The organism is Pseudomonas sp. DP-17 (assembly GCF_022380625.1).
In the GTDB taxonomy this organism is placed as follows: domain Bacteria; phylum Pseudomonadota; class Gammaproteobacteria; order Pseudomonadales; family Pseudomonadaceae; genus Pseudomonas; species Pseudomonas nitroreducens_A.
The window spans coordinates 82,652-106,679 of sequence record NZ_JAKSXG010000003.1; the positions used below are offsets into that span (position 1 = coordinate 82,652).

A 24,028-nucleotide genomic window follows, 5' to 3' on the forward strand; every position below is an offset into this window, starting at 1 on the left:
TAAAGCGCATTAACTTTCTAAACACTTGCCGCCACTGGCTCGGTCGACGCCGCCGGCAGCAGCAGGTGCAGGCACAGCCCGGCCTCGCCGTTGCGCGTGCCGTTCTCCGCCCACAGGCGCCCGTCGGCCAGCTCGACGCCGCGCCGGGCGATGGCCAGGCCCAGGCCGAAGCCGCTGGATTCCGAGGGTTGCAGGCGCTGGTAGGGCTGGAAGATGCGTTCGAGGTCAGCTGGTGCCACGCCCGGGCCGTCATCGCTGACGCACAGGTGCCAGTATTCGCCCTCCCGCCAGCCGTCCAGGCGCACCTGGCCGTTGCGCGGCGAATGGCGAATGCCGTTGCGCAGCAGGTTCTCGATGGCCTGGGCGAAGCTGTCCAGGTGCACCTCGACCACGCAGTCGGTGCCCAGCGAGCAGGGCAGCCGCTCGGGCTCCCAGCCGCTCTCGAAGCAGGCGTCCTCGCGCAGCGCTTCCCAGACCGACAGCACCAGCACCGGCTCGCGTTCCAGCTGCGGGCGCTCGGTGTCCATCCAGGCGAGATCGAGGGTGTCTTCCAGCAGGCGCTGCATGTCCTGGATCTCGCGGTCCAGGCGCTGCCGCAACTGCTCCACCGGCAGATCACTGTCATGGGCAATGCGCAGGCGCGCCAACGGTGTACGCAACTCGTGGGACAGCGTGCGCAACAGCAGCCGCTGCTGCGCCAGGCTGTGCCGCAGGCGGTCGGCCATATGGTCGAATGCCAGCGCCAGTTCGCCCAGCTCGTCACGGCGGTGGGCCAGCGGTGTGCCGGGCCCTTCGCTGTCCAGATCGTCCGCCCGCAGGGCATCGGCACGGGCGCGCAGACGATTGAGTGGCAACACCAGGTGGCGATAGATCAACAGGCCGAGGATGGCGGCCAGCAGGGTCGGCACCACGCCATGGCTGAACAGGTGCGTCCAGGGCGTCAGGCCGCCGGGCAGCAGCCGCTCGGGGAGTTGCATGACCAGCCGGCCGCGCTCAGGGTGCTCGGGAAACTCGATGCTGACATAGGGCAGCTCGTCCTGCAGGCGCCGGCTCATCGGCCAGTCCAGCTTGCGCATGAAGGTCAGGTGGCTGTATTCCTTCGCCGTCAGCGGCGTGGTGCCCAGGCTCTGCAGGTGTTCGCCGATCACCGCGACCCAGGTGTGCTCGGCGGCGGAAAGTTCGCGGCGAAAGCGCTCTACACCCTCGGCACCCTGCTGTTCCAACACCCTCTCGGCCTGCTCGGCATGGCGCGCCAGATAATCGCGGTCCTCGCTGCCGAGGAAGTAGGTGCTGCGCTCCAGCGACAGGCCCCAGGTCCAGATCAGCCAGGTTAGCAGCAGGCAGAATCCGACCTGCAGCGCGGCGATCTTCCACAGCAGCGGGTGACGGCGCATCAGTGGCGATCCGCGTCCACCAGGATGTAGCCCTGGCCGCGCACGGCCTGGATCTGCACCTGTTGCGCACCGATGGCCGCCAGCTTGCGGCGCAGGTTGCAGACATGCACGTCCAGCCCGCGGTCGAGCCGCGTATAGGCGCGGTGCAGCACGCTCTGGTAGAGGAAGCTCTTGCTCAGCGCCTCGCCAGCGTGGGCGTGCAGCGTCGCCAGCAGGCGGTATTCGGAATGTGTCAGGCCCGCGTGTTCGCCGTTGCGGGAAACGTCCTGCAGTTCATCGTCGAACTGCAACGAGCTGTGCCGTTGAGGCTGGGCCGGCCCGGTGCGGGTGCGATCCAGGCTGACCCGGCGCAGCAGTGCATCGATGCGCGCATCCAGCTCCGCCAGGCTGAAGGGCTTGGGCAGGTAGTCGTCGGCGCCGCGGGTGAAGCCGGTAATGCGGTCCTGCTCCGCACCCAGGGCGGACATCAGCATCACCGGCGTGGCCCGGGAACTGCGCAGCTTATCCAGCAGCGACAGGCCATCGATGCCGGGGAGCAGGATGTCCAGCAGGACCAGGTCGAAGTCGGTCTGGTGGACGGCCACCAGCCCCTGGTCACCGTTGGCGCAAGTCGTGACGACAAAACCGCGCTGACAGAAATGACGTTCGAGGTCCAGGCGAAGACGGGAATCGTCTTCCACCAGCAGGAGCGAAGGGGACACGGCAGACCTTGATGCGAATATTTACCATTTGCAAATATCCCATCCTTTTCTGTCAGAAGGCAATGGCGATTTGCCGGGTGACTGTCTGAAACGGCGTCAGACCCAGCGCCGCACCCGAGTGCAGAAGGCATCGAATTGCGCACCGAACAGCTCGCGCAGCGCCCGTTCCTCCGGGCGGATCTGGAAGCGCCCGATGTACAGCACGAAGGCCGCCACGCCGAGCACTGCCAGCGCCGAACCGAGGAACACGCACCAGCCCAGCAGCATGATGGCAAAGCCCAGGTACATGGGGTTGCGCGTGTGCCGGTAGATGCCGGACACCACCAGCGAAGAGGCTGATTCCGGCTTCAGCGGATTGACTGTGGTGCGCGCGCGGCGAAACGACGCTACGCCCGCCAGGCAGACCGCGACGCCAGCCAGCGCCACCAGCAGCGCCAGCCACGCCCGATGGCCCAATGGCGCCACCGGGCGTACCGCCAGCCACATCAGCACGCCGGTGATGAACACCACCAAAGGTGGGGGGATACGGTGCTCCAGCCAATCCATGCTCGGTCTCCGGGCCAGTGCGGCCATCTCCAGTGAGGTGCCAACACTAGCGCAGATTAGCGCGGTCGCCGAACCGCGCGGACCTTGCCGCTGTTGCCGCCGCCGCAGTAGAAACGCTCGCCGCCGTCGGCTTCCAGGCCGGAAACATGTACGCCTTCGGGCAGGTCCAGCTGCTCCAGAACCGCGCCGGACTGCGGGTCGATGCGGCGTAGCTCGCTGTAGGTGGCTTCCGGCTCCCAGGTGGCATGCCAGAGTTGGCCTTCAACCCAGGTCACGCCAGTGACGAAACGATTTGAATCAATCGTACGAAGGACTTCACCGGTTTCCGGGTCGATCTGATGAATCTTCCGTGCGCGATACTCGCCGACCCAGAGCGAGCCTTCCGCCCAGGCCATGCCGGAATCGCCCCCGGCGCCCGGCGCCGGGATGGTGGAGAGCACCTTGCCGCTGGCCGGGTCGATCTTCTGGATGATGTTCTCGCCGATCTGGTACAGGTGCGTGCCGTCGAAGGCGGTACCGGCATGGGCCGGGACCTGGATCGACGCGCCCAGCTGCCCGCTCTGCGGATCGAGGCGGCTCAGTTTGTCGCCCGTTGCGATCCAGACCTGCTGACCGTCGAAGGTCACTCCGGCGACGGATTCGACGCCTGGAAACGGGCCGTACTCCTGCAGTACCTGCGCGGGGGATTGTTTGTAGTGAGTCGTCATTTTGCAGCCCTGCCAGTTGTGGGTGAGCCTTCAGCCTATTCAGGCGCCGAAGGGGGCGGGGAGTAACAAGGTCGTCGCGAATCCTGGCGCCGGTGACAGAATCCAGCACCGCGCACGCCCTTGCCCCAGCGCCTGCACGCGGCCGGCTTCGGCCAGCGCCTCGAGGGCGCGCTGCACCGTGCGCTGGCTGGTATCCAGTGCCAGCGCCAGTGCCGAGCTGGACCAGGCCTGGCCATCACTGAGCAGGGCCAGCACTTCAGCGTTGGCTTCTTCCCGCGGCGGTGCAAGGACCAGCGGATTGGCGGCACTCAGGAGGTAGCCACGTGACGTGGACTCGATACCCGCCAATGGCTGCAGCAGTTGCCGCAAGCGGCCGATTTCCACCCTCAGGCGTGCGCGGTGGGTCTCGTCGGGGTGGCGGGTGTGGAACACCCGACCGATCAGATCCGTACGCGATACGTCCCCGGGCCAGGCTTCAGCCAGCGCGCGGGCCAGGGCGAACAGCAGCGGACGGCTGCTCAGCGACACCGCGCCGATGCGGTTGCGGCAGGCGTCCACCACCAGGGCATCGGAGTGCAGCAGGCTTTCCACTTCCTCCAGCGACAGCAGGCGCGAGGTCTGTTGGGCAATCAGCCGTGCCGCCGGCGCTTCGAGAATGCGCGTCGCCTGGTCGACCTCCGCGCGCAGGGCGGGAATGCCCGCCGCTGCCGCCGCTTGCGTGGCTTGACCTAGCGCCTGGCGCGCTGCAGCCGCCTGAAGCCGGCGAACGGCGATGCCCGAGACAATCAGCCAGTGCACGGCGCGCAAGGCCGGTGGCAGCGAGCCGGGATCGACGCCGCCGAGCAGGGATTCGGCCTCGTCCACCTGGCCGAGCAATAGCGCGCGGCGAATCAGCAGATAGCGCGCGTGGGCCGCGTTGCCCCGATCGCCATGGCGGGCGAGCAGCACGGCGGCGTCTTCCAGCGGTTCGACCGGCCAGTTCAGCTCGCGGCTGGCCAAAGCCACTTCCGCCTCGGCCACTCGGCAACGGGCGCGCTCCATCGGCTCGTGGGTACCGAAAGCGCGGGCAGCCCGCCGTAGCAGAGTGCGTGCACGGGGGAAGTCGCCCAGCTGGGCCATGGCGATGCCGCGCAAGGCCAGCGCCGGCGGATCTTCGCGCAGCGCCACGCGGTTCAGCGCGCCCAGCGGATCGCCCGCCGCCAGGGCACGGGCTGCCGCGGTGATCAGCGAATCCATGGAAATCCTGCCAACTTTGTCACTCTCCTCGACTTCGGCTCGCTGCCTAGTCTAAGCCATACCCACCGAGCCGCCGCAGGCGGAGGAGAACTGCCATGAATGCCCATCCTGTTGCCACCCGTGAAGAATGGCTGGCCGCGCGCCTGGAGCTGCTGGCCGAGGAAAAGGCGCTGACCCGGCGCAGCGATGAGCTGGCGCGCAGGCGCCAGGCGTTGCCCTGGGTGCTGATCGACAAGGACTACCGCTTCGACACCGAGCAGGGCCCGGCGAATCTCGCCGATGTGTTCGCCGGCCGCTCGCAACTGTTGGTCTACCACTTCATGTTCGGGCCGGATTACCGGGCCGGTTGCCCGTCCTGTTCGAACATCGCCGACGGCTTCGATGGCTACGCCACTCACTTGGCAAACCATGACGTGACGCTGCTGGCGGTATCGCGCGCGCCTCTGGAGAAGTTGCTGGCGTACCGCCGGCGCATGGGCTGGAGCTTCCCCTGGGCGTCATCCCACGGCAGCGGTTTCAACTACGACTTCAACGTGTCCTTCACCGAGGCCCAGCAGCGCGGCGGGGAGGTCGACTACAACTTCCGCCGCGAGGGCCCGGCCAGCGGCCCGGCGCCGGAACCGGTGGTGGCGACTGCAGCCTGCTGCGGCACCGACGTGGCGACTTTCACCCGCGACCTGCCGGGCATGAGCAGCTTCGTGCGTGAAGGGGGCAAGATTTATCACTGCTATTCCACCTACGCCCGGGGGCTGGATGTGCTCTGGGGACTGTTCCAGTGGCTCGACCGCGCGCCGCTGGGGCGCAACGAACAGCGCATGTGGTGGCGCCGGCACGACGAGTACTGAGCCTCATGCCGCCTTGCGGTAGTCCGGTCGCAACCTCGCCAGCAATGCGGCCGCCAGGTCCAGCGCCGAGCACAGCAGGAAGTACAGCAGGGCGACGAACAGGAAAACTTCCGTGGGGTGGACCATCACCCGGTTGCTCACCTGGGTGGCGACGAATGACAGCTCGCCGACACCGATCACGTAGGCCAGGGACGTGTCCTTGATCAGCGAGACCCATTGGTTGAGGAAGGACGGCAGCATGACCGGCAGCGCCTGCGGCAGGATTACCAGGCTGAGCACCTGCCACGGGCGCAGGCCCAGCGCACGGGCGGCGTCCCACTGGCCCTTGGGCAGGCTTTCGATGCCGGCGTGCACCGAGTGCGCCAGATACGCCCCGCCGATCAGCGACAGCGCGCAAACCACGGTGCCCAGGGCTGGCACGTCGAAGTGGAAGACGATGGGCAGCAGGAAGTAGCTCCAGAAGATCAGCATCAGCACCGGGATCGCCCTGAAGAAGCCGAGGAAGGCCACCAGCAGCAGGCGCGGTTTGCCGCGCAGTACCGAGAGCGCGATACCCAGCGCCAGGCCGATCAACGCTGATGCGACCCCGGAGGCCAGCGCCAGGATGACCGTCAGCGCGGCGCCGCCCAGCGGGCCGTCGGGGTAGGCGCCGACGAGGAAGTAGGAGAGGTTCTCGTGGATGACGGAGAAGTCCATGTCAGGCTCCCTGGCGGTAGCGGCGGGTGTGCTGCAGCGCCTGGCCCAACGCCTCGATCAGGGCGATCGCACCGATGTAGAGCAGGGTGGCGATGCCGAAGGCCTGGAAGGTCTTGAAGGTCTGTGTCTCCACCTGGCGCGAGGCGTAGGACAGCTCCGCCAGCCCGATGGCCATCGCCAGCGAGGAGTTCTTCAGCGCGTTCATGTATTGCCCCATCAGCGGCGGCAGCGCGGTGCGCAGCGCCTGCGGCAGGATGATCCAGCGCCACACCTGCAGCGGGCGCAGCCCCAGCGCCATGCCGGCTTCACGCTGCCCGGCTCGTACCGAGTCGATTCCGGCGCGCAACTCCTCGGCAATGAACGCCGTGGTGTAGAGCGTCAGGCCCCAGGCGGCGGCGAGAAATTCGAAGGATGGCCAAGCCAGCCTGCCCAGCTCGTGGGGCGTGTTCAGCCAGAAGACGAAATCCTCCGGCAGCAACGCCGGCACGCCGAAGTACCAGAAGAACAGCTGCACCAGCAGCGGCGTATTGCGGAACAGCGCCAGATAGGCTCGTGCCGGCCACGACAGCCAGCGCGACTTCGCCTGGCGGGCGATGGCCAGCGGCGCGCCGAGCAGGGTGGCGAGGACGCAGCAGAACAGGGAAATACCGAGGGTGAGCAGGAAACCGTCGAGCAGCCAGCTCAGGTAGGTCGGGGCGAGCAGTTCGCCGAACATCGGAAGTATTCCATCGACAGGGCAGGGAAACGGCAACGCCCCACGGATGCGGGGCGCGCGGTCGTGCAGGTATCAGTGGGTCAGCTCTTGTCGCCGATCCTGTACAGGCGCGCCAGGGGCGTCCTGGTGGTCGGGCCGAACCAGGCGTCGTAGATGCTCTGCGCCTTGCCGCTGGCTTCCAGCTCGGTGAGGCTCTGGTTGACGAACTCGGTCAGGGTCTTCTCGCCCTTGGGAATGCCGACGCCGATCAGGTCATTGGAGATGGTGAAGGGCGGCACTTCGTACTTGTCCTTGTCCGGCACGTTGGCCAGCAGGCCGATCAGCTTCGGGCCGTCCTGGGTGATGGCCTGGACCTGGCCATTGCGCAGGGCGGTGAAGGCGAAGGGGGTGTCGTCGTAGGCGATGACCTTGGCGCCGGGGAATTTCTCCCGCAGCACGCCTTCGTTGACGGTGCCCTTGTCCACGCCGACGCGCCACTTGTTCAGGTCTTCCGGCGATTTCAGGCTGCCTTTCCTGACGATGAACTGCTGGCCGGACGAGAAGTAGGGGATGCTGAAGTCCACCTGCTCGGCGCGCTCGGGGGTGATGGTGAAGTTGGCCAGCACCAGGTCGACCTTGTTGGCGGTCAGCAGCGGAATGCGGTTGGCCGGGTTGGTCGGCAGCACCTGCAGCTTCACTCCCAGCTTGTCGGCCAGGGCCTTGGCGTAATCCACGTCCAGGCCTTCGATCTGCTTGCTTTTGGCATCGACGTAGCCGAACGGCGGGTTGCTGTCGAACGCGGCGACGCGCAGCACGCCGGCTTTCCTGATGTCCTCCAGGCGGTCGGCGTGGGCCAGTCCGGAGAGGACGGCCAGGGCGAGGGCGGTAACGGCAGTGAGTTTCTTCATGAATATCCAGCTCCTTCTCGGGCCCGTTCATGCGACGGGTTCCCGCAATGATCGAGTGCGGGCCTTCGAGGGTGGGGAAAGGCCCGTTCCAGAGCGGCGGGGATGGCCCACCGGCGGTGCCGAGTGTGGCAGCGAGGCGGTGGGGCCGAGAAGGAATGAATTGGTCTAGCTAATAACCATAAGAAATATAAAGCAACAATCTAAATAACCATCTGCATGAAATTTCCATGTGCGTAGAAGCGGACTCTGTCCGCGATTGACTCACCGCCGCACCCGGCCGAACAGGGCGCTGGGCGGAATCATCGCGGACAGCGTCCGCTTCTCCCCCAGGTTCGAATCGCGCAGCTTCACTTCGCCAGCAGATCGATCACTTCCTGATCGCTCAGCTGGCGGAAGTCGCGGTAATGGTCACCGACGGCGCGAAAGGGCGAAGGCGTATCGAGGCAGATCAGCGTGTCCACTTCCTCGCGCAACTTCTGCACGGTTGCCGCCGGGCCCACCGGCACGGCCAGGACCACCCTGTGCGGATGCTGCGCCCGCAGGCACTTGAGCGCGGCGCGCATGCTGCTGCCGGTGGCCAGGCCGTCGTCGACCAGGATCAGGTCGCGGTTCTCCAGTTGCGCCGGAGCTTTCACGCCACGGTAGAGCAAACGGCGGCGCTCCAGTTCGCGGAGCTGCTCCAGCACCTGCTGCTCGAACCACTCGGGCGGCGGATCGAAGCGCGCCAGCATCTGCTCGTCCACCACCCAGTTCGGCTCGGGGCCGTCGACGATGGCGCCGAGGGCGAATTCCTCGTTGCCCGGCGCACCGATCTTGCGCACCAGCAGCACGTCCATCGGGGCACCGAGGATGCGGGCGATTTCCTTGGCAACCGGCACGCCGCCGCGGGGCAGGGCGAGGATCAGCGGGTCGACCAGGGGCATGTCGCGCAGGACCATTGCCAGGGAGATTCCGGCATGGCGACGGTTGGTGTAGCGCGGGCTGGGCATCTGAACCTCCTTTCGCGGGTCACAGCAGCCTGTCCAGCGTGATCGGCAGCTCGCGGATGCGTTTACCGGTTGCATGGTAGACCGCGTTGGCGACCGCCGCCGCCACGCCGATGACGCCGATCTCGCCGACGCCCTTGGAGCCCAGCGGGTTGATCACCGCGTCGGGCTCGTCGACGAACAGCACGCGGATATCACCGATGTCGGCCTGCACCGGGATGTGGTACTCGGCCAGATTGTGATTCATGAATCGGCCCAGGCGATGGTCCATCAGGCTGGCTTCGTGCAGCGCCATGCTCACACCCCAGACCACACCGCCGAGAATCTGGCTGCGCGCAGTCTTGGGGTTGACTACCCGTCCTGCGGCGATGGCACTGACGACCCGGCGGACCCGAACCGTGCCCAGCGCTTCATCCACCGCCACCTCGACGAAAACCGCCGAATGGGTGGCTGTCGCATAGCCATTGCGCAGCGGTGACGGATGTGCCGTGGCATTGCCCTGCAGGCTGCCGTAGCGCTGGAACAGCTCGGCAAAGCTGACCCGGTGCTCGGCGGTTTTCGCCTGCAATTGGCCGTCGCTGCATTCGACCTGGTCGTCGGTGAAGCGCTGGAAGGGCCCCGATGGCAATTGGCGCGCCGCATCCAACAGGTTCTGACGCAGCGCCAGGCAAGCTTCGCGCACCGCACTGCCCACCGACGACACGGTGAAGGAACCGCCTTGCAGCGGCGCCTGCGGCAAGGCCGAATCCCCCAGCACGAAGCGCACCCGCTCTGGCGGCAGGCCGAGGGTCTGCGCGGCGATCTGGGTCATGGCGGTGTAGGTGCCGGTACCGATATCGGTGGTCGCGCTGGCTACCACCACGCTGCCGTCAGCTGCCAGTGCCGCGCTGGCGCTCGCCGGCATCTGCAGGGCTTCCCAGACACCGGTGGCCATGCCGAAACCGATGCGCAACCCCCCTTCGCGCTGCGAACCTGGGGCGGGCATCTGCGTGGGCCAGCCGAACTGCCGCGCGCCCTCGCTGTAGCAGTCGCGCAGCGCCTTGCTGGAGTAAGGCTTGCCGAGGTTCTGGTTGACCTCGGTGAAGTTGATCAGGCGCAGGTGCAGCGGGTTGACCGCCGCGGCCCAGGCCAGTTCGTCCATTGCGCATTCCAGCGCGTACACCCCTTCGGCGGCGCCGGGGGCGCGCATGTCCAGGGGCGTGTAGACGTCCAGGGGCACCAGGCGGTAGGTCAGGCGGACGTTGTCGCAGTGGTAGAGCATGCCGGACCACTCCGCGACGTGGGCGGTGAACTGCTCGAAGCGCGAGGTCTGGCCGGTCACCTGATGCACCAGCCCGAGCAGGCGGCCTTCTTCGTCGGCGCCCAGGCTCAGGCGTTGTACCGTGCGCGGCCGATAGCCGAAGGTGAACTGCTGCTGGCGGGTCAGCGCCACGCGCACCGAGCGCTGCAACTTGAGCGCAGCCATGGCGGCCAGCGGCAGCTGGTATTGCGGACGCAGCCCGGAGCCGAATGCGCCACCGACGTAAGCCGCCCGAACCCGAACTTGCGCCGGGGCGAGCTTGAGTACCTGGCACAGGTAGGCCTGGCTGTTCTGCGAGCCCTGGGTCTTGTCGTGCACCAGCAGGCTGCCATCGGGTCGGTAGATCACCGTGGAGGCGTGGGGCTCCATCGGGTTGTGGTGTTCCACCGGCAGCTCGTACTCGGCCTCGATGCGCACCGGTGCGCTGCATAACGCGCCGTCGGCATCGCCGCGCGGGCCGGGCAGCTCGGCGGGGGCGGGGACGGCTTGCGCCAGGCTCCTGCGCAGGTCGGTCGAGTGCGGTTCGGCTTCGTACCTGACGCGAACCAGCGATGCGGCATGCCGCGCAGTTTCCAGATCCTCGGCCACGACCAGGGCTACCGGCTGACCGTTGTACAGCACACGGTCATTGAACAGCGGGCGGAAAGAAGAGCCCTCGGCGGAATCCTGGTCTTCGTAGCTGTCGTCGTCGGCGGCCAGGGGCGGGCGGTTGAGGTGGGTCATCACCAGGTGCACGCCGGGCAGGGCGCTGGCAGCATCGCTGTCGATGCCAAGGATGCGGCCGCGGGTGATGGTGCTGCTGACCACCGCGCCATGCAGCAGACCTGCGGTACTGTATTCCGCCGCGTAGCGCGCGCCGCCGGTGACCTTCAATGGGCCGTCGACCCGATCCAGCGGCGTGCCGATGGCGTGGTGCAGCTTGCTGTTCATCGCTCACCTCCTGCCGCCAGTTGCAGCGCGCGCACGATGCTGCGTCGCGCGAGTTCCACCTTGAAGGCGTTGTCGTTCAGGGGCCGTGCCAGGCGCAGCAGATGATCGGCGCAGCGCCGGAAATGCGCCGTCTCGGGCGCCTTGCCCAGCAGCATCTCCTCGGCCTCGGCGTCGCGCCAGGGTTTATGGGCCACACCGCCGAGTGCGAGATTGACCTGGGCCATGCGCCCGGCGCCGTCCAGCAGCAGGCCCACGGCCACGGATACCAGGGCGAAGGCATAGGACGCGCGGTCGCGCACCTTGAGGTAGGCGCAGTGATCGGCGAAGCCTTCGCCGGGCAGCTCGATGCCCAGCACCAGTTCATCGGCGGCGAGGATGTTGTCCTCCTGTGGGCGGCTGCCGGGCAGGCGGTGAAACTGCTCGAAGGACAGGCAGCGTCGCGCCTGCGGGCTGCGTACGTGCACCACGGCATTCAGCGCGGCCAGCGCCACGCACAGATCGGAGGGGTGCACCGCCACGCAGTGCTCGCTGGCCCCAAGGATGGCGTGCTGCCGATTCAATCCGTCCTTCGCCGGGCAGCCGCTGCCGGGCTCGCGCTTGTTGCAGGGCACGGCGCGGTCGTAGAAATAATGGCAACGGGTGCGCTGCAGCAGGTTGCCTCCGGTACTGGCCATGTTGCGCAGCTGGGGCGAGGCGCCGGCAAGAATGGCGCGGCTGATCAACGGGTAGCGTTCGAGGATCTGTGGGCTGGCGGCGAGGCTGGCGTTGTCCACCAGTGCGCCGATGTACAGGCCGCCGGTGTCGGTTTCGCGAAGTTCGCGCAGCGGCAGGGCGTTGATGTCGATCAGTCGCTGTGGGCGCTCCACCTCTTCCTTCATCAGGTCCACCAGGTTGGTGCCGCCGGCGATGAAGCGGCTGTCCGGGCCGGCCAGCGCCACGGCCTCGTCGATGGCGGCGGGGCGGCTGTAGGCGAAGGGGGTCATAGGTCCTCCAGGCGGCTGGCGGGCAGGGCATCCTCGATAGCGTCGAGGATGTTCGGGTAGGCGCCGCAGCGGCAGAGATTGCCGCTCATGCGTTCGCGCAGTTCATCGCGGTCGTGGGGCGCCGGCTCTCGGGCCAGGGCGACCGCCGAGCAGATCTGCCCGGGCGTGCAGTAGCCGCATTGGAAGGCGTCGTGGCGGACGAACGCGGCCTGCATCGGGTGCAGCTCGCCATCGCGAGCCAGCCCTTCGATGGTGGTCAGGCGGTGGCCGTCGAGCATCACCGCCAGCAGCAGGCAGGCGTTCACCCGGCGGCCGTCGAGCAGCACGGTGCAGGCGCCGCACTGGCCGTGGTCGCAGCCTTTCTTGCTGCCGGTGAGCTCAAGCTGCTCGCGCAGCAGGTCGAGGGTGGTGGTCCAGGGCAGTACTTGCAACTGCCGGTCCTCGCCGTTGAGGGTCAGGTGGATCGTCTGTGCCGCCATGGACGGCTCGCGGTTCGCGGGCATCGGGGCCTCCGAGGGATTCAGCGCTTTGCCAGGCGTGTGAGTAGGCCTCCGGACGTTGGTTCGGAAAAACCGTGCGAGCGGTCACCTGGCGAGGCAGCCGGCATGGCGTTGCCGAAGCCGCCAGGCCGTTCGCCAGCTCACAACGCCCAGGCTTCTTCGCTCTTTGCCGCCAGGTGCTGGCCGAGGTGGGCCAGGTCGCGTTCGCCATGGCTCTGCCGAAGAAACACCGGCAGGTCCGCTGCCAGGCGGGCAAAACGCCGGTCGTGGAAGAAGGGCGTGTCGCCCAATGCACGGCCCACGTGCCATTGCACCGCTTCCACGGCGCCTTCCACCTGGGCGCGTACCCTCCGCGCGGCCAGCTCCGAGGGGGCTGCCGGGTTCTCGTCGATCCACCCGGCGCATTCGCGCAGCGCACCGGCAGCGCCGGCCAGCGCGGCGTCCACCGCTCCCAGGTGTGCCATGGCATGGGGATTGTCGATATGGCCGTTGCGCAAATAACTGGCCAGGCGGCTGGCGGCGCCGTACCAGCAGGCCGCTATGCCCGCCCCAGCGTGCCAGTAGCCGGGACGTTCCAGGTATTCGCCGGGCCCGCCGATGCAGCGCGCCAGTGCATGATCAAAGTCCACCTGCACGCTGCTGGTGGCCGCCATGCCCACTGCGTTCCAGCCGCTGCGGCCGATGCGCACGCCGGGTTGGTCGAGCGTCACTGCCACCAGCTGTGGGCGCTGTTGCTCATCCTTCACGGTCAGCAGGGCGTGCTGCACCACGCCGGCACCGGAGCACCAGGGCTTGTTGCCGCTGATGCGGACCCAGCCAGCCTCCCGCGCAGTGAGCTGCATGCCTGTGCCCAGCGGGTCGGCCGCCCACACGGCCCAGGGGCCGGGCAGTGCTTCGCCTTCGAGCTCGGCCAGTATCGCCAGCGCATTGGTATGGCCCTCGTACAGCTTGAGCAGCGACAGGTCGGCGCCGGCCACCGTGGCCAGCGCCTGCCAGCGGCGCAGGGTTTCGCCGTTACCCGGGCGTGGCAGGCGGTCCAGACCATCGTCGCTGAGCTGGCGCAGCGCGGCGCCCAGGAAGGCGGGATGCTGGGCTGGATCCAGCGGGAGTTCGAAATCGCGCAGCAGGTCGCGCAAGAAATGAAGACGATCCTGAGTCATGGCTTTCCCCGGTGGAGTTTCCTTAATCATCCGGACTGCGACTGGCGCCCGCAGGTTCAGACGAAATTCACCATCGCTCCTTCGGTTTGAACGACGGCACGCGGCGTCACTCCTAGTGATAAGTCCTCCCAGAAGAGACGCCGATGAACATCTCCGTGAAGCCCCTCGCCGCGCCGCGCGAGATATCCGCGCAGCGCACCGTCACCCGGCACCTGACGCTGTTCATCCTGATTCTGATCGGCGCCCTGGGCGTGAGCGCAGCGGTGATGGGCCACATCGCCAGCCTGCAGGACCAGATGGCCCGCGAGCAGACGCGCTTCTACGTCGGCAAGGCGCTGCAGAACCGCATCGCAACTTCCGAACTGCTGCTCAGGAACAACGCCTTCTGGAACGACGCCTACCGCAACCTCAGCCCACCGCTGAACCTCGCCTGGGCCTACAACGAGGACAACATCGGCCCGCAGTTGTACAGCGCCAACGGCTACGAGCTGGTCTGCGTGCTCAACCAGGGCGGCGAGGAGTACGTCATGGAGGAGGGCCGGTTGTCGCGCAACCATTGCACCAGCCTGATGCCGATCAACCTCGACGAGCTGCGCGACGATGCTGCCGCCGCTGCCCAGCGGGACCGCGCCGTCAGCCGCTACGTCAGCGTCGAGAACGCGCCGGCCATCGCATCCGCCGCACTGGTCAAGCCTTCACGCGACGGCGCGCCGCTGGACGGCCCGCTGATGATCCTGGTCGATCGCCTGACACCCACCAAGCTGCAGAAGCTGGGCCGCGACTTCGGCGTCGGCGGCCTGCAGATCCAGCCCGATGACCTGCGCGCGAACACCGGCAATGCCGTGACCCTGGGCAACTCCGGCTTCGAGATCAGCTGGCACACCCCGACGCCGGGCACCGACATGCTGCATCGCCTGGCGAGCGCCTGGGCAGCGGTGGTGGTGCTGATGTTCGTCTTCCTGGTCTGGCTGATCCGCACGGCGCTCGCCAATGCGCGGGTGGTGGATCACTACCAGCGCAGCCTGAAGGACAGCAACCTGGCGCTGGAAACCAGCGAGCAGCGCTTCAAGGCCATAGCCGAAGCGAGTTCCGACTGGATCTGGGAGACCGACGAGAACTTCCGCCTGACCTACCTTTCGGCACGCTTCGAAACACTCACCGGCTACCGGATCGGTGACTGGCTGGGGCGGCGCATCGACGACCTGATCACCTGCGACACCACCAGCCTGATCGCCTGGCTGGAGAAGATTCCCCAGCAGGGCCATTCCACGACGCTGACCTGTGGTTTCCGCGATGCCCACGAGCTGCGGCGCATCTGCAAGTTCACCGCATCCGGCGCCGGCGGGCGCGGCTATCGCGGCACCAGCGCGGACATCACCCATGAAGTCGAGGCCCACGCGCGTATCCAGCACCTGTCCCTGCACGACGCCCTGACCGGCCTGCCCAACCGCAGCAAGCTGGCGAGTTTCATGGACGAGCTGCTCGGCAGTGGTCGCGAGCAGCAGTTGGCGGTGCTGATGCTCGACCTCGATCGCTTCAAGCCGATCAACGACACCCTGGGGCATCCCGCCGGCGACGCCGTCCTGCAGATAGTCGCCGAGCGCCTGCGTGATTCGATCCGTGGCGAGGACCTGGTGGCGCGACTGGGCGGCGATGAGTTCGTCATCGTCGACAGCCAGTCCCAGGGGCGCGAGGACGCCGAGGCATTCAGCCGGCGCCTGGTGGAAATCATCAACCAGCCCATCGATTACGAAGGGCATTCGCTGCACGTCGGCACCAGCATTGGCATCGTGCTCTCGGGCGATGCCAGCGGCGATGCGCAGAACCTGCTGCGCTGCGCCGACGTCGCCATGTACGAGGCCAAGACCGCCGGGCGCAACGCCTGGCGCTTCTATTCCGAGGTCATGGACCGCCAGCTGCTGGCCAAGAAACGCAGCGAAACCGAGCTGCGCAACGCACTGCGCCTGGGTCAGCTCGAACTCTACTACCAGCCGCGCTACCGCGTTGGCGACCTTGCGATCGTCTCGGCCGAGGCGCTGCTGCGCTGGAACCACCCCACCCGCGGACTGGTAGGGCCGGATGAATTCATCGCGCTGGCCGAGGAGAGCGACCTGATCGTCGACATCGGCCAGTGGGTGCTCCAGCAGGCGTGCCGCGAGGCTGCCGGCTGGCCGGAGTCGATGCTGGTGTCGGTGAACATCTCGCCTACCCAGTTCGCCCATGCCGACATTGTCGGCCAGGTGAAGCAGGCGCTGATGGATTCGGGGCTGTCGGCGGAGCGACTGGAACTGGAAGTCACCGAGAACAGCATGCTCAATGATGTCGAATGCGCCTTGCAGACCATGCAGGAGCTCAAGGACCTGGGCGTGAAGCTGAACATGGACGACTTCGGCACCGGCTACTCGTCCCTGGGCTATCTGCGTGCCTATCCGTTCGACAGCATCAAGATCGACCGCCGCTTCATTGCCACCCTCGACACCACCGGCCGCGACCGTTCCATCGTCCAGGCCATCATCGGCCTGGGCAAGGCGCTGAACCTGGCGGTGACGGCCGAAGGCGTGGAAACCGAAGGCCAGCTGCGCATTCTCGAGGACGAGCAGTGCGGCGAGGTGCAGGGCTTCCTGTTCAGCAAGGCGGTGGATCGCCAGAGCCTGGCCCGCCTGCTGAGCGAGACGTCGACGCCGGAAGATCAGAGCCCGAAGGGATAGGTCTGGTCTTCGCCCTGGGTGCTTCCACTGTCCAGCGGCGTGACCGCGCGGGTACGGGCGAACCAGAGATAGGCGTCGAACTGGCTGCCCAGCAGGGCGGTGAAGTAGTGGCTGCGGCGCTCGCTCTCGGGCCGGTAGATCACCCCGATGGCGCGTTCGAGCAGCGGTTGCTCGAGGGTCTGGCGCAGGGTCGGGCGCTGCCGCCAGTCCACCAGGCACATCGGCAGGCCGGTCTCGAGGAACTGGCGCTCCCAGCTGTCGGGCAGCGAAGGGCGCACCTGCTTGAGGGTCAGTTCACCGTCCCACTCGTCCGCGGCGGCTACCAGGCCGCTGTCGGTCCCCATGCCGACCAGCGCCGCGGAGTCGCCCCAGGTCATCCGGCACAGCTGGCCGAGGTTGAACTGGCCGTTCCAGCCCATCTCGGTGGCGGCGGCGTCACCGACGTGGGAGTTGTGCGCCCAGACCACTGCCTTGGCCTGCGGGCCACGCCGACGCAGCACCTGGCGCAGGGTGTCGAACATGTGGTTGTCGCGCAGGTTCCAGGAGTCCGAGCCGCCCCGGTACATGGCCCGGTAGTAGTGCTCGGCGGCACGAACCACACGGGCGTTCTGCGCGGCATCGAAGGAGTCTTCGTGAGGGTCGAGGGCTTCCAGGCGCGCCATCAGCAATTCGTTGAGCTGGGTGATGACCGCTTCCTCGCAGGGCGACTCATCGCCTTCGAGCACCGCGCGCCCGTAGCTCACCGGGTTGTCCTGCCAGGGTGTCAGGCAGGCGTAGCGGCGCCGTGCCTCGGCCGCCTGCTGCGGGTCGTGGCGATCCAGGTAGCGCAGCACCTCGGTGATGGAGCCGCGCAGGCTGTAGATGTCCAGTCCGCGGAATTCCACGCGCTGGTCCGCCGAGAGGTGCGAATTGTGCTCACGCAGCCAGGCCAGGAAAGCCTTCACCTCGCGGTTGCGCCACATCCATGAGGGGAAGCGGGTGAAGGGCGCCTCACCGGCCGGCTTCACATTTGCGCGCAGCTGGCGGTCGACCACAGCCGCGTCCGGCCAGTCGCCCTCGATGGCAACGATGTTGAAACCCTGTCGCTCGATCAGCAGGCGGGTGATAGCCGCGCGCGCCTGGTAGAACTCGGCGGTGCCGTGGCTGGCTTCGCCGATCAGCACGACACGGGCGTCGCCCAGTCGCGCGAAGGGCGCGGCGAACTCCGCGGTGCCAGGGTCGGCCAGGGGCTCGGCATAGCGGCGCAGGACGGCGTTGATGGTGGAAGCGGAAGTCGGCGTGGCGGTGACGGGCATGGCGCGGCTCCTTCTGATCGGTTCTGGCACGGGGTTCTTCTGAAGGTTTCGGCCCTGTAGCTGCCCTGGAGTTCAGCGCATCCGGCCAGCAGGCCCGCCGGGGAATTCTTCTGAACCCGCTGGCGGGCCGTGGGTCGGTCCAGACAGGGGCGCAAGCCCCATCCGCATTCGCTACAGGAGGAAACCATGTCCCAGACGGTCGCCGATCAACTGCTCGAACGCCTCTCGCAATGGGGCGTGCACCGCGTCTTCGGGTACCCCGGCGACGGCATCAACGGGATCATGGGCGCCTTCGGCCGGCGCGCCGAAGATTTCGATTACATCCGCGTTCGCCACGAGGAAATGGCCGCTTTCATGGCCGGCGCCCATGCCAAGTTCACCGGCGAAGTGGGTGTCTGCCTGGCGACGTCCGGGCCGGGGGCTATCCACCTGCTCAATGGCCTTTACGATGCGCGCATGGACCACCAGCCGGTGGTTGCCATCGTCGGCCAGCAGGCGGTGACGTCCCTGGGCAGCGATTACCAGCAGGAAGTGGATCTGCACACGCTGTTGCGCGACGTGAGCAATTATGTCGAAACCGTGGCCCACCCCGGCCAGTTGCTGCATGTCATCGACCGCGCCCTGCGTGTGGCCTGCAGCGAGCGACAGGTCGCCACCGTGATCATTCCCAACGATGTGCAGCAGATGCCTGCCGAGCAGCCGCCGCAGAAGCACGGCCATGTGTATTCCGGCGTCGGCTTCATCACTCCGCGCCCCTATGCCCGTGACGATGAGCTGGCCGCTGCTGCGGAAATCCTCAATGCCGGACGCAAGGTCGCCATCCTGGTCGGCGCCGGTGCGCTGGGCGCCCACGCCGAAGTCGAAGCGGTGGCCCAGACGCTGTCCGCCGGCGTCGCCAAGGCACTGCTGGGGAAGATGGCGATTGCCGATGATCTGCCTTTTGTCACCGGTTCCATTGGCCTGCTCGGCACCCGCGCGAGCGCGGAGTTGATGCAGCGCTGCGATACCTTGCTGCTGATCGGCACGACCTTCCCGTACAGCGAATTCCTGCCCAGACCCGGGCAGGCCAAGGCAGTGCAGATCGACCTGCACGCCCGCAACGTCAGCATGCGCTACCCCATCGACCAGGTGTTGCTGGGCGATGCCGGGGAAACCCTGCGGCGCCTGCTGCCCTTGCTCAAGCCCAAGCGCCACGGTACCTGGCGCATCCGCATCGAGAGGGCGGTGGAAGACGGCTGGAAGGAACTCGAAGCGCAGGCGATGCAGCCTGCCGAACCGATCAATCCGCAGCGGGTGTTCTGGGAGCTCTCCGCGCAGTTGCCCGATGACGTGATCCTCGCCGGCGACAGCGGCTCGCATACCAACTGGTACGCCCGCAACCTGCGCGTGCGACCGGGGATGCTCGGTTCGCTGTCCGGCAAGCTGGCCAGCATGGGCAGCGGCGTGCCCTATGCGCTGGCGGCGAAACTGGCGCACCCGGATCGCCCGGTAATCGCCATGGTCGGCGACGGCGCCATGCAGATGAACGGCAACGCCGAACTGGTCACGGTGCAGCAGTACTGCAAGCGCTGGAAGCACAACCCGACCTTCATCGTGCTGGTGCTCAACAACGGCGACCTCAACCAGGTCACCTGGGAGCAGCGCGCCCTGGCCGGCGACCCGGAGTTTGCCGCCGCGCAGGAGGTGATCGACTTCCCCTACGCGCGCTATGCCGAGCTGCTGGGTTTTCGCGGCATCCGCGTGACCGATGCGGCGCACCTGCAGAACGCCTGGCAGGAGGCCTTCGAATCCGACCGGCCGGTGCTGCTGGAAGTACTGACCGACCCCGACGTGCCGCCCCTGCCGCCGCACATCAGCTTCGACCAGGCGCGCAAGCTGCTCGGCGCCCTGCTCGACGACCCGCGCCGCTGGGGCGTGCTGCGCCAGAGCGCCCGGCAGTTGCTGGCGCGCAAGTGAACCCACCCAGGAGAGAAACCATGAACAAAGCCAAACTTGCCCGTCCCTTCGCCGCCGTGCTGCTGGCCTGGCTGTCCATCGGACTGATCCCGGCCCATGCCGCTGACGCGACCAGACCGGTGCCGACCAACGAGAAGCCTCACGGCCAGAGCCCCGGCCAGGCACCGACGCCACCGGCTTCGCAGCAGAAGCAGAAGGATGAAGGCCGCACCGATGACAACAGCCAGGTGCAGTCCGAAGAAAGCCGGCAGAAGCAGAAGAACCAGACCCGCGACAGCCAGGAAAAGGCCACGCCTTCGAACTGAAGCGGCGGGCAGGGCGCAACACGGGCAAAAAGAAGGCCCCGTCGGAAAGGGGCCTGAGGAAAACTATCGGAGCCATCTCCACCCTACCAGCCTGAGCGGATCCGCCAAGCAACTTGTCGATCTAGGCCGCTTCGGTGAGCGGCATATGGCGAACCCGACGCCGCGCAGACCTGCAGCAAGCCAGGGTCGCGAAGTCGCCTGCAGGCGCTGCTGCCGGGTGCACCAGCATTCCGCGCCTTTTCCTGAACTCCGCGCACTCCCGGACCTCTATCGATCAGGCATCCAGTGCGGAGAACGCGCCATGACAGGCCAGCAAAACCCATCCCCAGCCAAGTCCGTCATCCCTGCCTCGCCTCGCGACAAGTCGCCCGACAGAGCCACCCCGCCGCGGGAAGTGACCATTACCGTTCCGGAGCTGCCCAGCCATGTCGACCCCGCATCCTGATGTCCCCGACAAGGAACCTGCCGGCAGGGAAGGCCAGAGCCCGCAGAGCTCCGACAAGAGCTCCGACAAGACCTCCGGCCACCCGCGTTCGGCCGGAACGCGCGAGCCCACCAGCGCGAGTGCCCAGCCACCGAAGTCCGCGACGGACGGCAACGGCGGCAAAAAACACGGCATGAGCTTTTCGCGTTTCGCCCAGACCCTGTCGCAATGGTCCGGCCGCCCACTGACCTTCGCCCTGGCCTGCGGGTTGCTGCTCATCTGGGCCGCGAGTGGCCCCTTGTTCCATTACAACGACACCTGGCAACTGGTGATCAATACCTCGACGACCATCATCACCTTCCTCATGGTGTTCCTCATCCAGAGCACGCAGAACCGAGACACCGACGCGCTGCACATCAAGATCGACGAGCTGCTGCGCACCACCCAGCGCGCACACGACAGGTTGATGGGCCTGGACGAAATGGACAGCAAGGAACTGCAGAAGCTGCGCAAGACCTACGAGAAGATGGGCGAGGAATGCGCCGGGGACGGCACGCCCCAGGACGTCGCGCGGCGTGAGCAGCAGGACCGGCCAGGCGATGGCGATTCCTGAAATGCATCGGGCATTCTGCATCTGCCGGGCTCTGCGTTTCGGGCGTTTCGCTGATGCCATTGTGCAATTATCCAGCCTGCAGCCCGCCATTTCCGGGCATCCGGCTGGACCGCCAAGCCGGCGTGGAACTTGCTGTGCTCCCTGTCTCGACAGTGGGAGATACGCAACATGCACACGCTGAACAACAAGATGGTCCTGGTGCTGGAAGAAGCTCCCGAACAACTGCAGCGCCTGGAGGATCACCTGCTGGGGCAGGGGCACGCCGTGCTCAGTGCGCTGAGCGAAGAAGAAGCCATCGAGCACCTGGTATCGTCCTCGGTCATCGATCTGTTCCTGATCGATGAACAGCTGACCGGCCCCTTGAGCGGCGCCGCGTTGATCGAAGCCTGCCTGCCGCTGCGCCCGCGCATGCGCGTGCTGGTGCTGTCGCCCTGGGCAGAAGCGGAAGAGGAGGGCGCGCCCTATCCGGTGCTGCCCAAATCCATCGAGCTCGACAAGCTGGACGGCGCCATTCAGCGGACCCTGCGCAATCCGCCGGTGCAACCCTGGCTGCTGAACTAATCTGCCTTGCGGAAAGCGTGGCGATGACAGGCGAGCCTGCCTTCGCCACCCCTGCATCGCTGAACGGGAGCAAGCATCCATGCACGCCTACCTGATCCATTACAGCCGCGACGGCCAGCCGATGAGCACCGTACTTCTCCAGGAAAGCCTGAACCGCGAGCAGGCCGAGCGCTTCCTGCGCGCACTGCACGGCCCGGTGGGGCGTGATTCGCCAGCGGACATCCGCGTCAGCGAGGTGCTCTGCACGCATTGACCTAGTGCCATTCGTCGCGCCGATGGTGACTGCGCCGCCTGCCGGGACTCAGCAGAGTAGACCCGTCCGCCAGAAAGGAGCAGGCCATGGCCAAGCACATCATCCACTTCACCGGCCCGATCAACTCGTCCACCTGCGGCAATCTCATCGGCACCTGCACGCGGGCGCTGCAGCAGGGCGCCACGCACCTGCAGCTGAACATCGTCACCATGGGCGGTGATTGTGCGTACGGCTTCAGCCTGTACAACTACCTGTTGTCGTTGCCGGTGCAGGTGGACACGCACAACCTCGGCACGGTCGAGTCCATGGGCAATATCCTGTTCCTGGCCGGCAAGCACCGCACGGCTTGCCCGCTGAGCAAGTTCCTGTTCCATCCCTTCCACTGGACCCTGCACGGATCAGTCGATCACGCCCGCATGATGGAGTACGCCGCGAGCCTCGAGCACGATCTGCGCCTGTACGACCAGATCGTCAGCCTGCACACCCGCGGCGCCCCCGAGCACCTGGATATTCCCCGCTGCCTGACGGGGCAGTCGAAGATCCTCGATCCGGAAGAGGCGCTGGCCTGTGGGCTGATCCACGCCATCGACGCACTGCCGATCGACGATGCCGCCTGCCAGTGGAGCGTCCACGCCTGAGCGCCACCGGGAAAAAAATCCGAACCATTGCCGCCGAGGTCTTTCCACCGAGGGACATCAACCCAGTGGAGGACCCATCATGCGAGCACAATCCATGCAGGACCGCTCCGACGAGCACGGCGCCATGACCGTGCGCGAAATCATGAGCCGCGAAGTCAGGACAATTTCTCCGGACACCACATTACAGGAGGCTGCCGTGTTGATGCGGCAGATCGATGTGGGTGCCTTGCTGGTCAATGAAGGCGACCAGCTCAGCGGCATCGTGACCGACCGCGACCTGGTGATACGCGCCCTGGCCGATGGGCTGGATGCGCGGACACCGGTGAGCGAAGTCATGAGCGGCGAGGTCTGCTACTGCTTCGATGACGAATCGGTCGACCACGTCGCCAGGAACATGGCGCAGATCGAAAAGCGCCGCCTGGCCGTGGTCAATCGCGAGAAACGCCTGGTAGGTATCGTTTCGCTGGCCAACGTGGCCAGCTGCAACGCCGACAAGGTCAGTGCCAACCTCCTGCGCGGGGTGGCGCGGGCGCACTGATGGACGTTGCCCGCCGAGCACTGCCGAGGTCCGTTCCAGCAGGAGCGGGCCTTGTCCGCGAAATCCATCCGGCAAGCGTGCAGCGTCTGGCTGCCGGCGCGCTCTTCCCGCTCACACGACCCGCTTGCGCAGCCGGGCGATCAGCTTCTGCCGTTGCTCGCTATCCGCTTCCCAGACCTTGCCGTCCAGCGCGTGGCAGATCAGCCAGATTTCTTCGTTGTTCAACATCACCGCACCGCCGCCGGACTCCGCGCGGCGCTTGCGGTAGGCGGCCTGTTTTTCCGCATTGGTCATCGCGCCTTCCTTGCGCGGCCGGCCCTTGCGTGGGGCTTCGAAGGCGTCGCGGGTCGCTCTGTCCTTGGCGTCTTTCACGTTGAGCTCCTCGGGCTTGGTAACGCGTTACGGTTGATTGTGCCTGGAAATGGCAACGCGTTACCAATACTTCACCATGGCCCGTCGTGATGGGCTGAGCCGCCATTGGGCAACTGATTCGAACTCACACCCGCTTCCTGTTTTCAACACGGTCAGCGGCGTCGTCGGCGTCGCCCATTCCCTGCGCCAGACTGGCGCGTCAGCGGAGGTACACCATGAGCACCAACCTGCAAGGCAAGAATGTCCTGATCATCACCGCCAACTCCGGCATCGAGCGCGACGAACTGCTCAAGCCGATGCAGGCGCTGAAAGAGCAGGGCGCGAGCGTCACCCACGCCAGCGTGAAAGGCGGCGAAGCGCAGACCTGGGTGAAGGACAGCGAGAAAGACGTGACGGTGAATACCGATGCCCAGCTCAAGGGCCTGGAGGCCGGCGACTACGATCTGCTGGTGATACCCGGCGGCACGGTGAACGCCGACACCCTGCGCCAGGACGCCGATGCACAGCGCCTGGTGAAGGAGTTCCGCGACGCTGGCAAGCCGGTCGCGGCCATCTGCCATGGCCCCTGGCTGCTGATCGATGCCGGTGTCACCGACGGAAAATCACTGACGTCCTACTCCAGTGTGCGCACCGATCTGGTGAACGCCGGCGCCGATTGGGTGGACGCCCAGGTGCAGGTCTGCCCGGCCCAGGGCTGGACCTTGATCACCTCCCGCACCCCCGACGACCTGCCAGCTTTCAATGAAGCCATCGGCAAGGCTTTGCAGGCGGCCTGAGGC

The 24,028-nt window shown here is 66.7% G+C and carries 25 protein-coding genes; 10 read left to right on the forward strand and 15 right to left on the reverse strand.

From position 1 onward, the window contains the following. Positions 1-17: 17 nt before the first annotated feature. From MJ122_RS07635 to MJ122_RS07655, 5 genes are all read right to left on the reverse strand, one after another. Positions 18-1,394, reverse strand: coding sequence for a sensor histidine kinase (locus MJ122_RS07635; protein WP_239743438.1), 1,377 nt, complete (start codon positions 1,392-1,394; stop codon positions 18-20). Next, a complete protein-coding gene (locus MJ122_RS07640; protein ID WP_239743440.1) occupies positions 1,394-2,095 on the reverse strand; it encodes a response regulator transcription factor in 702 nt (233 codons plus the stop codon). Before MJ122_RS07640 ends, MJ122_RS07635 begins: the two co-directional genes overlap by 1 nt. Before the next feature lie 96 nt (positions 2,096-2,191). Next, complete coding sequence (locus MJ122_RS07645) at positions 2,192-2,641, reverse strand: isoprenylcysteine carboxylmethyltransferase family protein (RefSeq protein ID WP_088418796.1); 450 nt, start codon at positions 2,639-2,641, stop codon at positions 2,192-2,194. 56 nt (positions 2,642-2,697) lie between these two features. After that, the gene (locus MJ122_RS07650) at positions 2,698-3,348 is read right to left on the reverse strand and encodes a PQQ-binding-like beta-propeller repeat protein (RefSeq protein ID WP_088418798.1); all 651 of its coding nucleotides are present in this window, start codon (positions 3,346-3,348) and stop codon (positions 2,698-2,700) included. Between the two features lie 39 nt (positions 3,349-3,387). Beyond that, a complete protein-coding gene (locus MJ122_RS07655) occupies positions 3,388-4,584 on the reverse strand; it encodes a helix-turn-helix domain-containing protein (RefSeq protein ID WP_239743442.1) in 1,197 nt (398 codons plus the stop codon). 95 nt (positions 4,585-4,679) lie between these two features. On the opposite strand from MJ122_RS07655, the gene MJ122_RS07660 reads away from it, so the two are divergent. Then, positions 4,680-5,429 carry a thioredoxin family protein gene (locus MJ122_RS07660; RefSeq protein WP_239743444.1) on the forward strand — a complete coding sequence of 250 codons (750 nt, stop codon included), beginning with the start codon at positions 4,680-4,682 and terminating at the stop codon, positions 5,427-5,429. Positions 5,430-5,432: 3 nt separating this feature from the next. Here MJ122_RS07660 and MJ122_RS07665 read toward each other — a convergent pair whose 3' ends face one another. The 8 genes from MJ122_RS07665 to MJ122_RS07700 all read right to left on the reverse strand — a co-directional run bounded on the left by MJ122_RS07665 (position 5,433) and on the right by MJ122_RS07700 (position 13,586). Continuing rightward, complete coding sequence (locus MJ122_RS07665) at positions 5,433-6,125, reverse strand: amino acid ABC transporter permease (protein WP_239743445.1); 693 nt, start codon at positions 6,123-6,125, stop codon at positions 5,433-5,435. A gap of 1 nt (position 6,126) precedes the next feature. Then, positions 6,127-6,840, reverse strand: coding sequence for an amino acid ABC transporter permease (locus MJ122_RS07670; protein WP_239743447.1), 714 nt, complete (start codon positions 6,838-6,840; stop codon positions 6,127-6,129). A gap of 80 nt (positions 6,841-6,920) precedes the next feature. After that, positions 6,921-7,727 carry an ABC transporter substrate-binding protein gene (locus MJ122_RS07675; protein ID WP_239743451.1) on the reverse strand — a complete coding sequence of 269 codons (807 nt, stop codon included), beginning with the start codon at positions 7,725-7,727 and terminating at the stop codon, positions 6,921-6,923. Between the two features lie 347 nt (positions 7,728-8,074). Next, positions 8,075-8,716: a phosphoribosyltransferase family protein gene (locus tag MJ122_RS07680; protein ID WP_239743453.1), complete on the reverse strand. Its 642-nt coding sequence runs from the start codon at positions 8,714-8,716 to the stop codon at positions 8,075-8,077. Between the two features lie 19 nt (positions 8,717-8,735). Continuing rightward, positions 8,736-10,943 carry a xanthine dehydrogenase family protein molybdopterin-binding subunit gene (locus tag MJ122_RS07685; protein WP_239743456.1) on the reverse strand — a complete coding sequence of 736 codons (2,208 nt, stop codon included), beginning with the start codon at positions 10,941-10,943 and terminating at the stop codon, positions 8,736-8,738. Further along, the gene (locus MJ122_RS07690; protein ID WP_239743458.1) at positions 10,940-11,926 is read right to left on the reverse strand and encodes a xanthine dehydrogenase family protein subunit M; all 987 of its coding nucleotides are present in this window, start codon (positions 11,924-11,926) and stop codon (positions 10,940-10,942) included. Before MJ122_RS07690 ends, MJ122_RS07685 begins: the two co-directional genes overlap by 4 nt. Beyond that, the gene (locus tag MJ122_RS07695) at positions 11,923-12,429 is read right to left on the reverse strand and encodes a (2Fe-2S)-binding protein (RefSeq protein WP_088418816.1); all 507 of its coding nucleotides are present in this window, start codon (positions 12,427-12,429) and stop codon (positions 11,923-11,925) included. The genes MJ122_RS07690 and MJ122_RS07695 overlap by 4 nt, the downstream gene beginning before the upstream one ends. Before the next feature lie 137 nt (positions 12,430-12,566). Further along, positions 12,567-13,586 carry an acyl-CoA dehydrogenase family protein gene (locus MJ122_RS07700; protein ID WP_239743460.1) on the reverse strand — a complete coding sequence of 340 codons (1,020 nt, stop codon included), beginning with the start codon at positions 13,584-13,586 and terminating at the stop codon, positions 12,567-12,569. Positions 13,587-13,729: 143 nt separating this feature from the next. On the opposite strand from MJ122_RS07700, the gene MJ122_RS07705 reads away from it, so the two are divergent. Continuing rightward, positions 13,730-16,294, forward strand: a complete 2,565-nt coding sequence (locus MJ122_RS07705; protein ID WP_239743462.1) for an EAL domain-containing protein — start codon at positions 13,730-13,732, stop codon at positions 16,292-16,294. On the opposite strand, the gene MJ122_RS07710 is transcribed toward MJ122_RS07705, so the two are convergent. Then, positions 16,276-17,589 carry an erythromycin esterase family protein gene (locus tag MJ122_RS07710; protein WP_239743465.1) on the reverse strand — a complete coding sequence of 438 codons (1,314 nt, stop codon included), beginning with the start codon at positions 17,587-17,589 and terminating at the stop codon, positions 16,276-16,278. The two genes, MJ122_RS07705 and MJ122_RS07710, sit on opposite strands and share 19 nt — an antisense overlap. Before the next feature lie 186 nt (positions 17,590-17,775). On the opposite strand from MJ122_RS07710, the gene MJ122_RS07715 reads away from it, so the two are divergent. The 7 genes from MJ122_RS07715 (at position 17,776) to MJ122_RS07745 (ending at position 22,877) form a co-directional block, all read left to right on the forward strand. Beyond that, the gene (locus tag MJ122_RS07715; RefSeq protein ID WP_239743467.1) at positions 17,776-19,545 is read left to right on the forward strand and encodes a thiamine pyrophosphate-requiring protein; all 1,770 of its coding nucleotides are present in this window, start codon (positions 17,776-17,778) and stop codon (positions 19,543-19,545) included. Positions 19,546-19,565: 20 nt separating this feature from the next. Continuing rightward, complete coding sequence (locus MJ122_RS07720) at positions 19,566-19,850, forward strand: hypothetical protein (protein WP_239743470.1); 285 nt, start codon at positions 19,566-19,568, stop codon at positions 19,848-19,850. A gap of 617 nt (positions 19,851-20,467) precedes the next feature. Further along, a complete protein-coding gene (locus MJ122_RS07725; protein WP_239743909.1) occupies positions 20,468-20,887 on the forward strand; it encodes a low affinity iron permease family protein in 420 nt (139 codons plus the stop codon). Between the two features lie 168 nt (positions 20,888-21,055). Further along, a complete protein-coding gene (locus MJ122_RS07730; RefSeq protein ID WP_239743471.1) occupies positions 21,056-21,448 on the forward strand; it encodes a response regulator in 393 nt (130 codons plus the stop codon). 79 nt (positions 21,449-21,527) lie between these two features. Continuing rightward, positions 21,528-21,701, forward strand: a complete 174-nt coding sequence (locus MJ122_RS07735) for a hypothetical protein (RefSeq protein WP_017518728.1) — start codon at positions 21,528-21,530, stop codon at positions 21,699-21,701. Positions 21,702-21,787: 86 nt separating this feature from the next. Further along, on the forward strand, positions 21,788-22,339 hold the full coding sequence (locus MJ122_RS07740; protein WP_239743473.1) for an ATP-dependent Clp protease proteolytic subunit: 552 nt from the start codon (positions 21,788-21,790) through the stop codon (positions 22,337-22,339). Between the two features lie 124 nt (positions 22,340-22,463). Then, a complete protein-coding gene (locus MJ122_RS07745) occupies positions 22,464-22,877 on the forward strand; it encodes a CBS domain-containing protein (protein WP_026079006.1) in 414 nt (137 codons plus the stop codon). Positions 22,878-22,988: 111 nt separating this feature from the next. Here the strand turns inward: MJ122_RS07745 and MJ122_RS07750 are convergent, their stop codons facing one another. Further along, a complete protein-coding gene (locus MJ122_RS07750; RefSeq protein ID WP_088418828.1) occupies positions 22,989-23,249 on the reverse strand; it encodes a hypothetical protein in 261 nt (86 codons plus the stop codon). Between the two features lie 215 nt (positions 23,250-23,464). On the opposite strand from MJ122_RS07750, the gene MJ122_RS07755 reads away from it, so the two are divergent. After that, a complete protein-coding gene (locus MJ122_RS07755; RefSeq protein WP_239743475.1) occupies positions 23,465-24,025 on the forward strand; it encodes a type 1 glutamine amidotransferase domain-containing protein in 561 nt (186 codons plus the stop codon). Positions 24,026-24,028 lie beyond the last annotated feature (3 nt).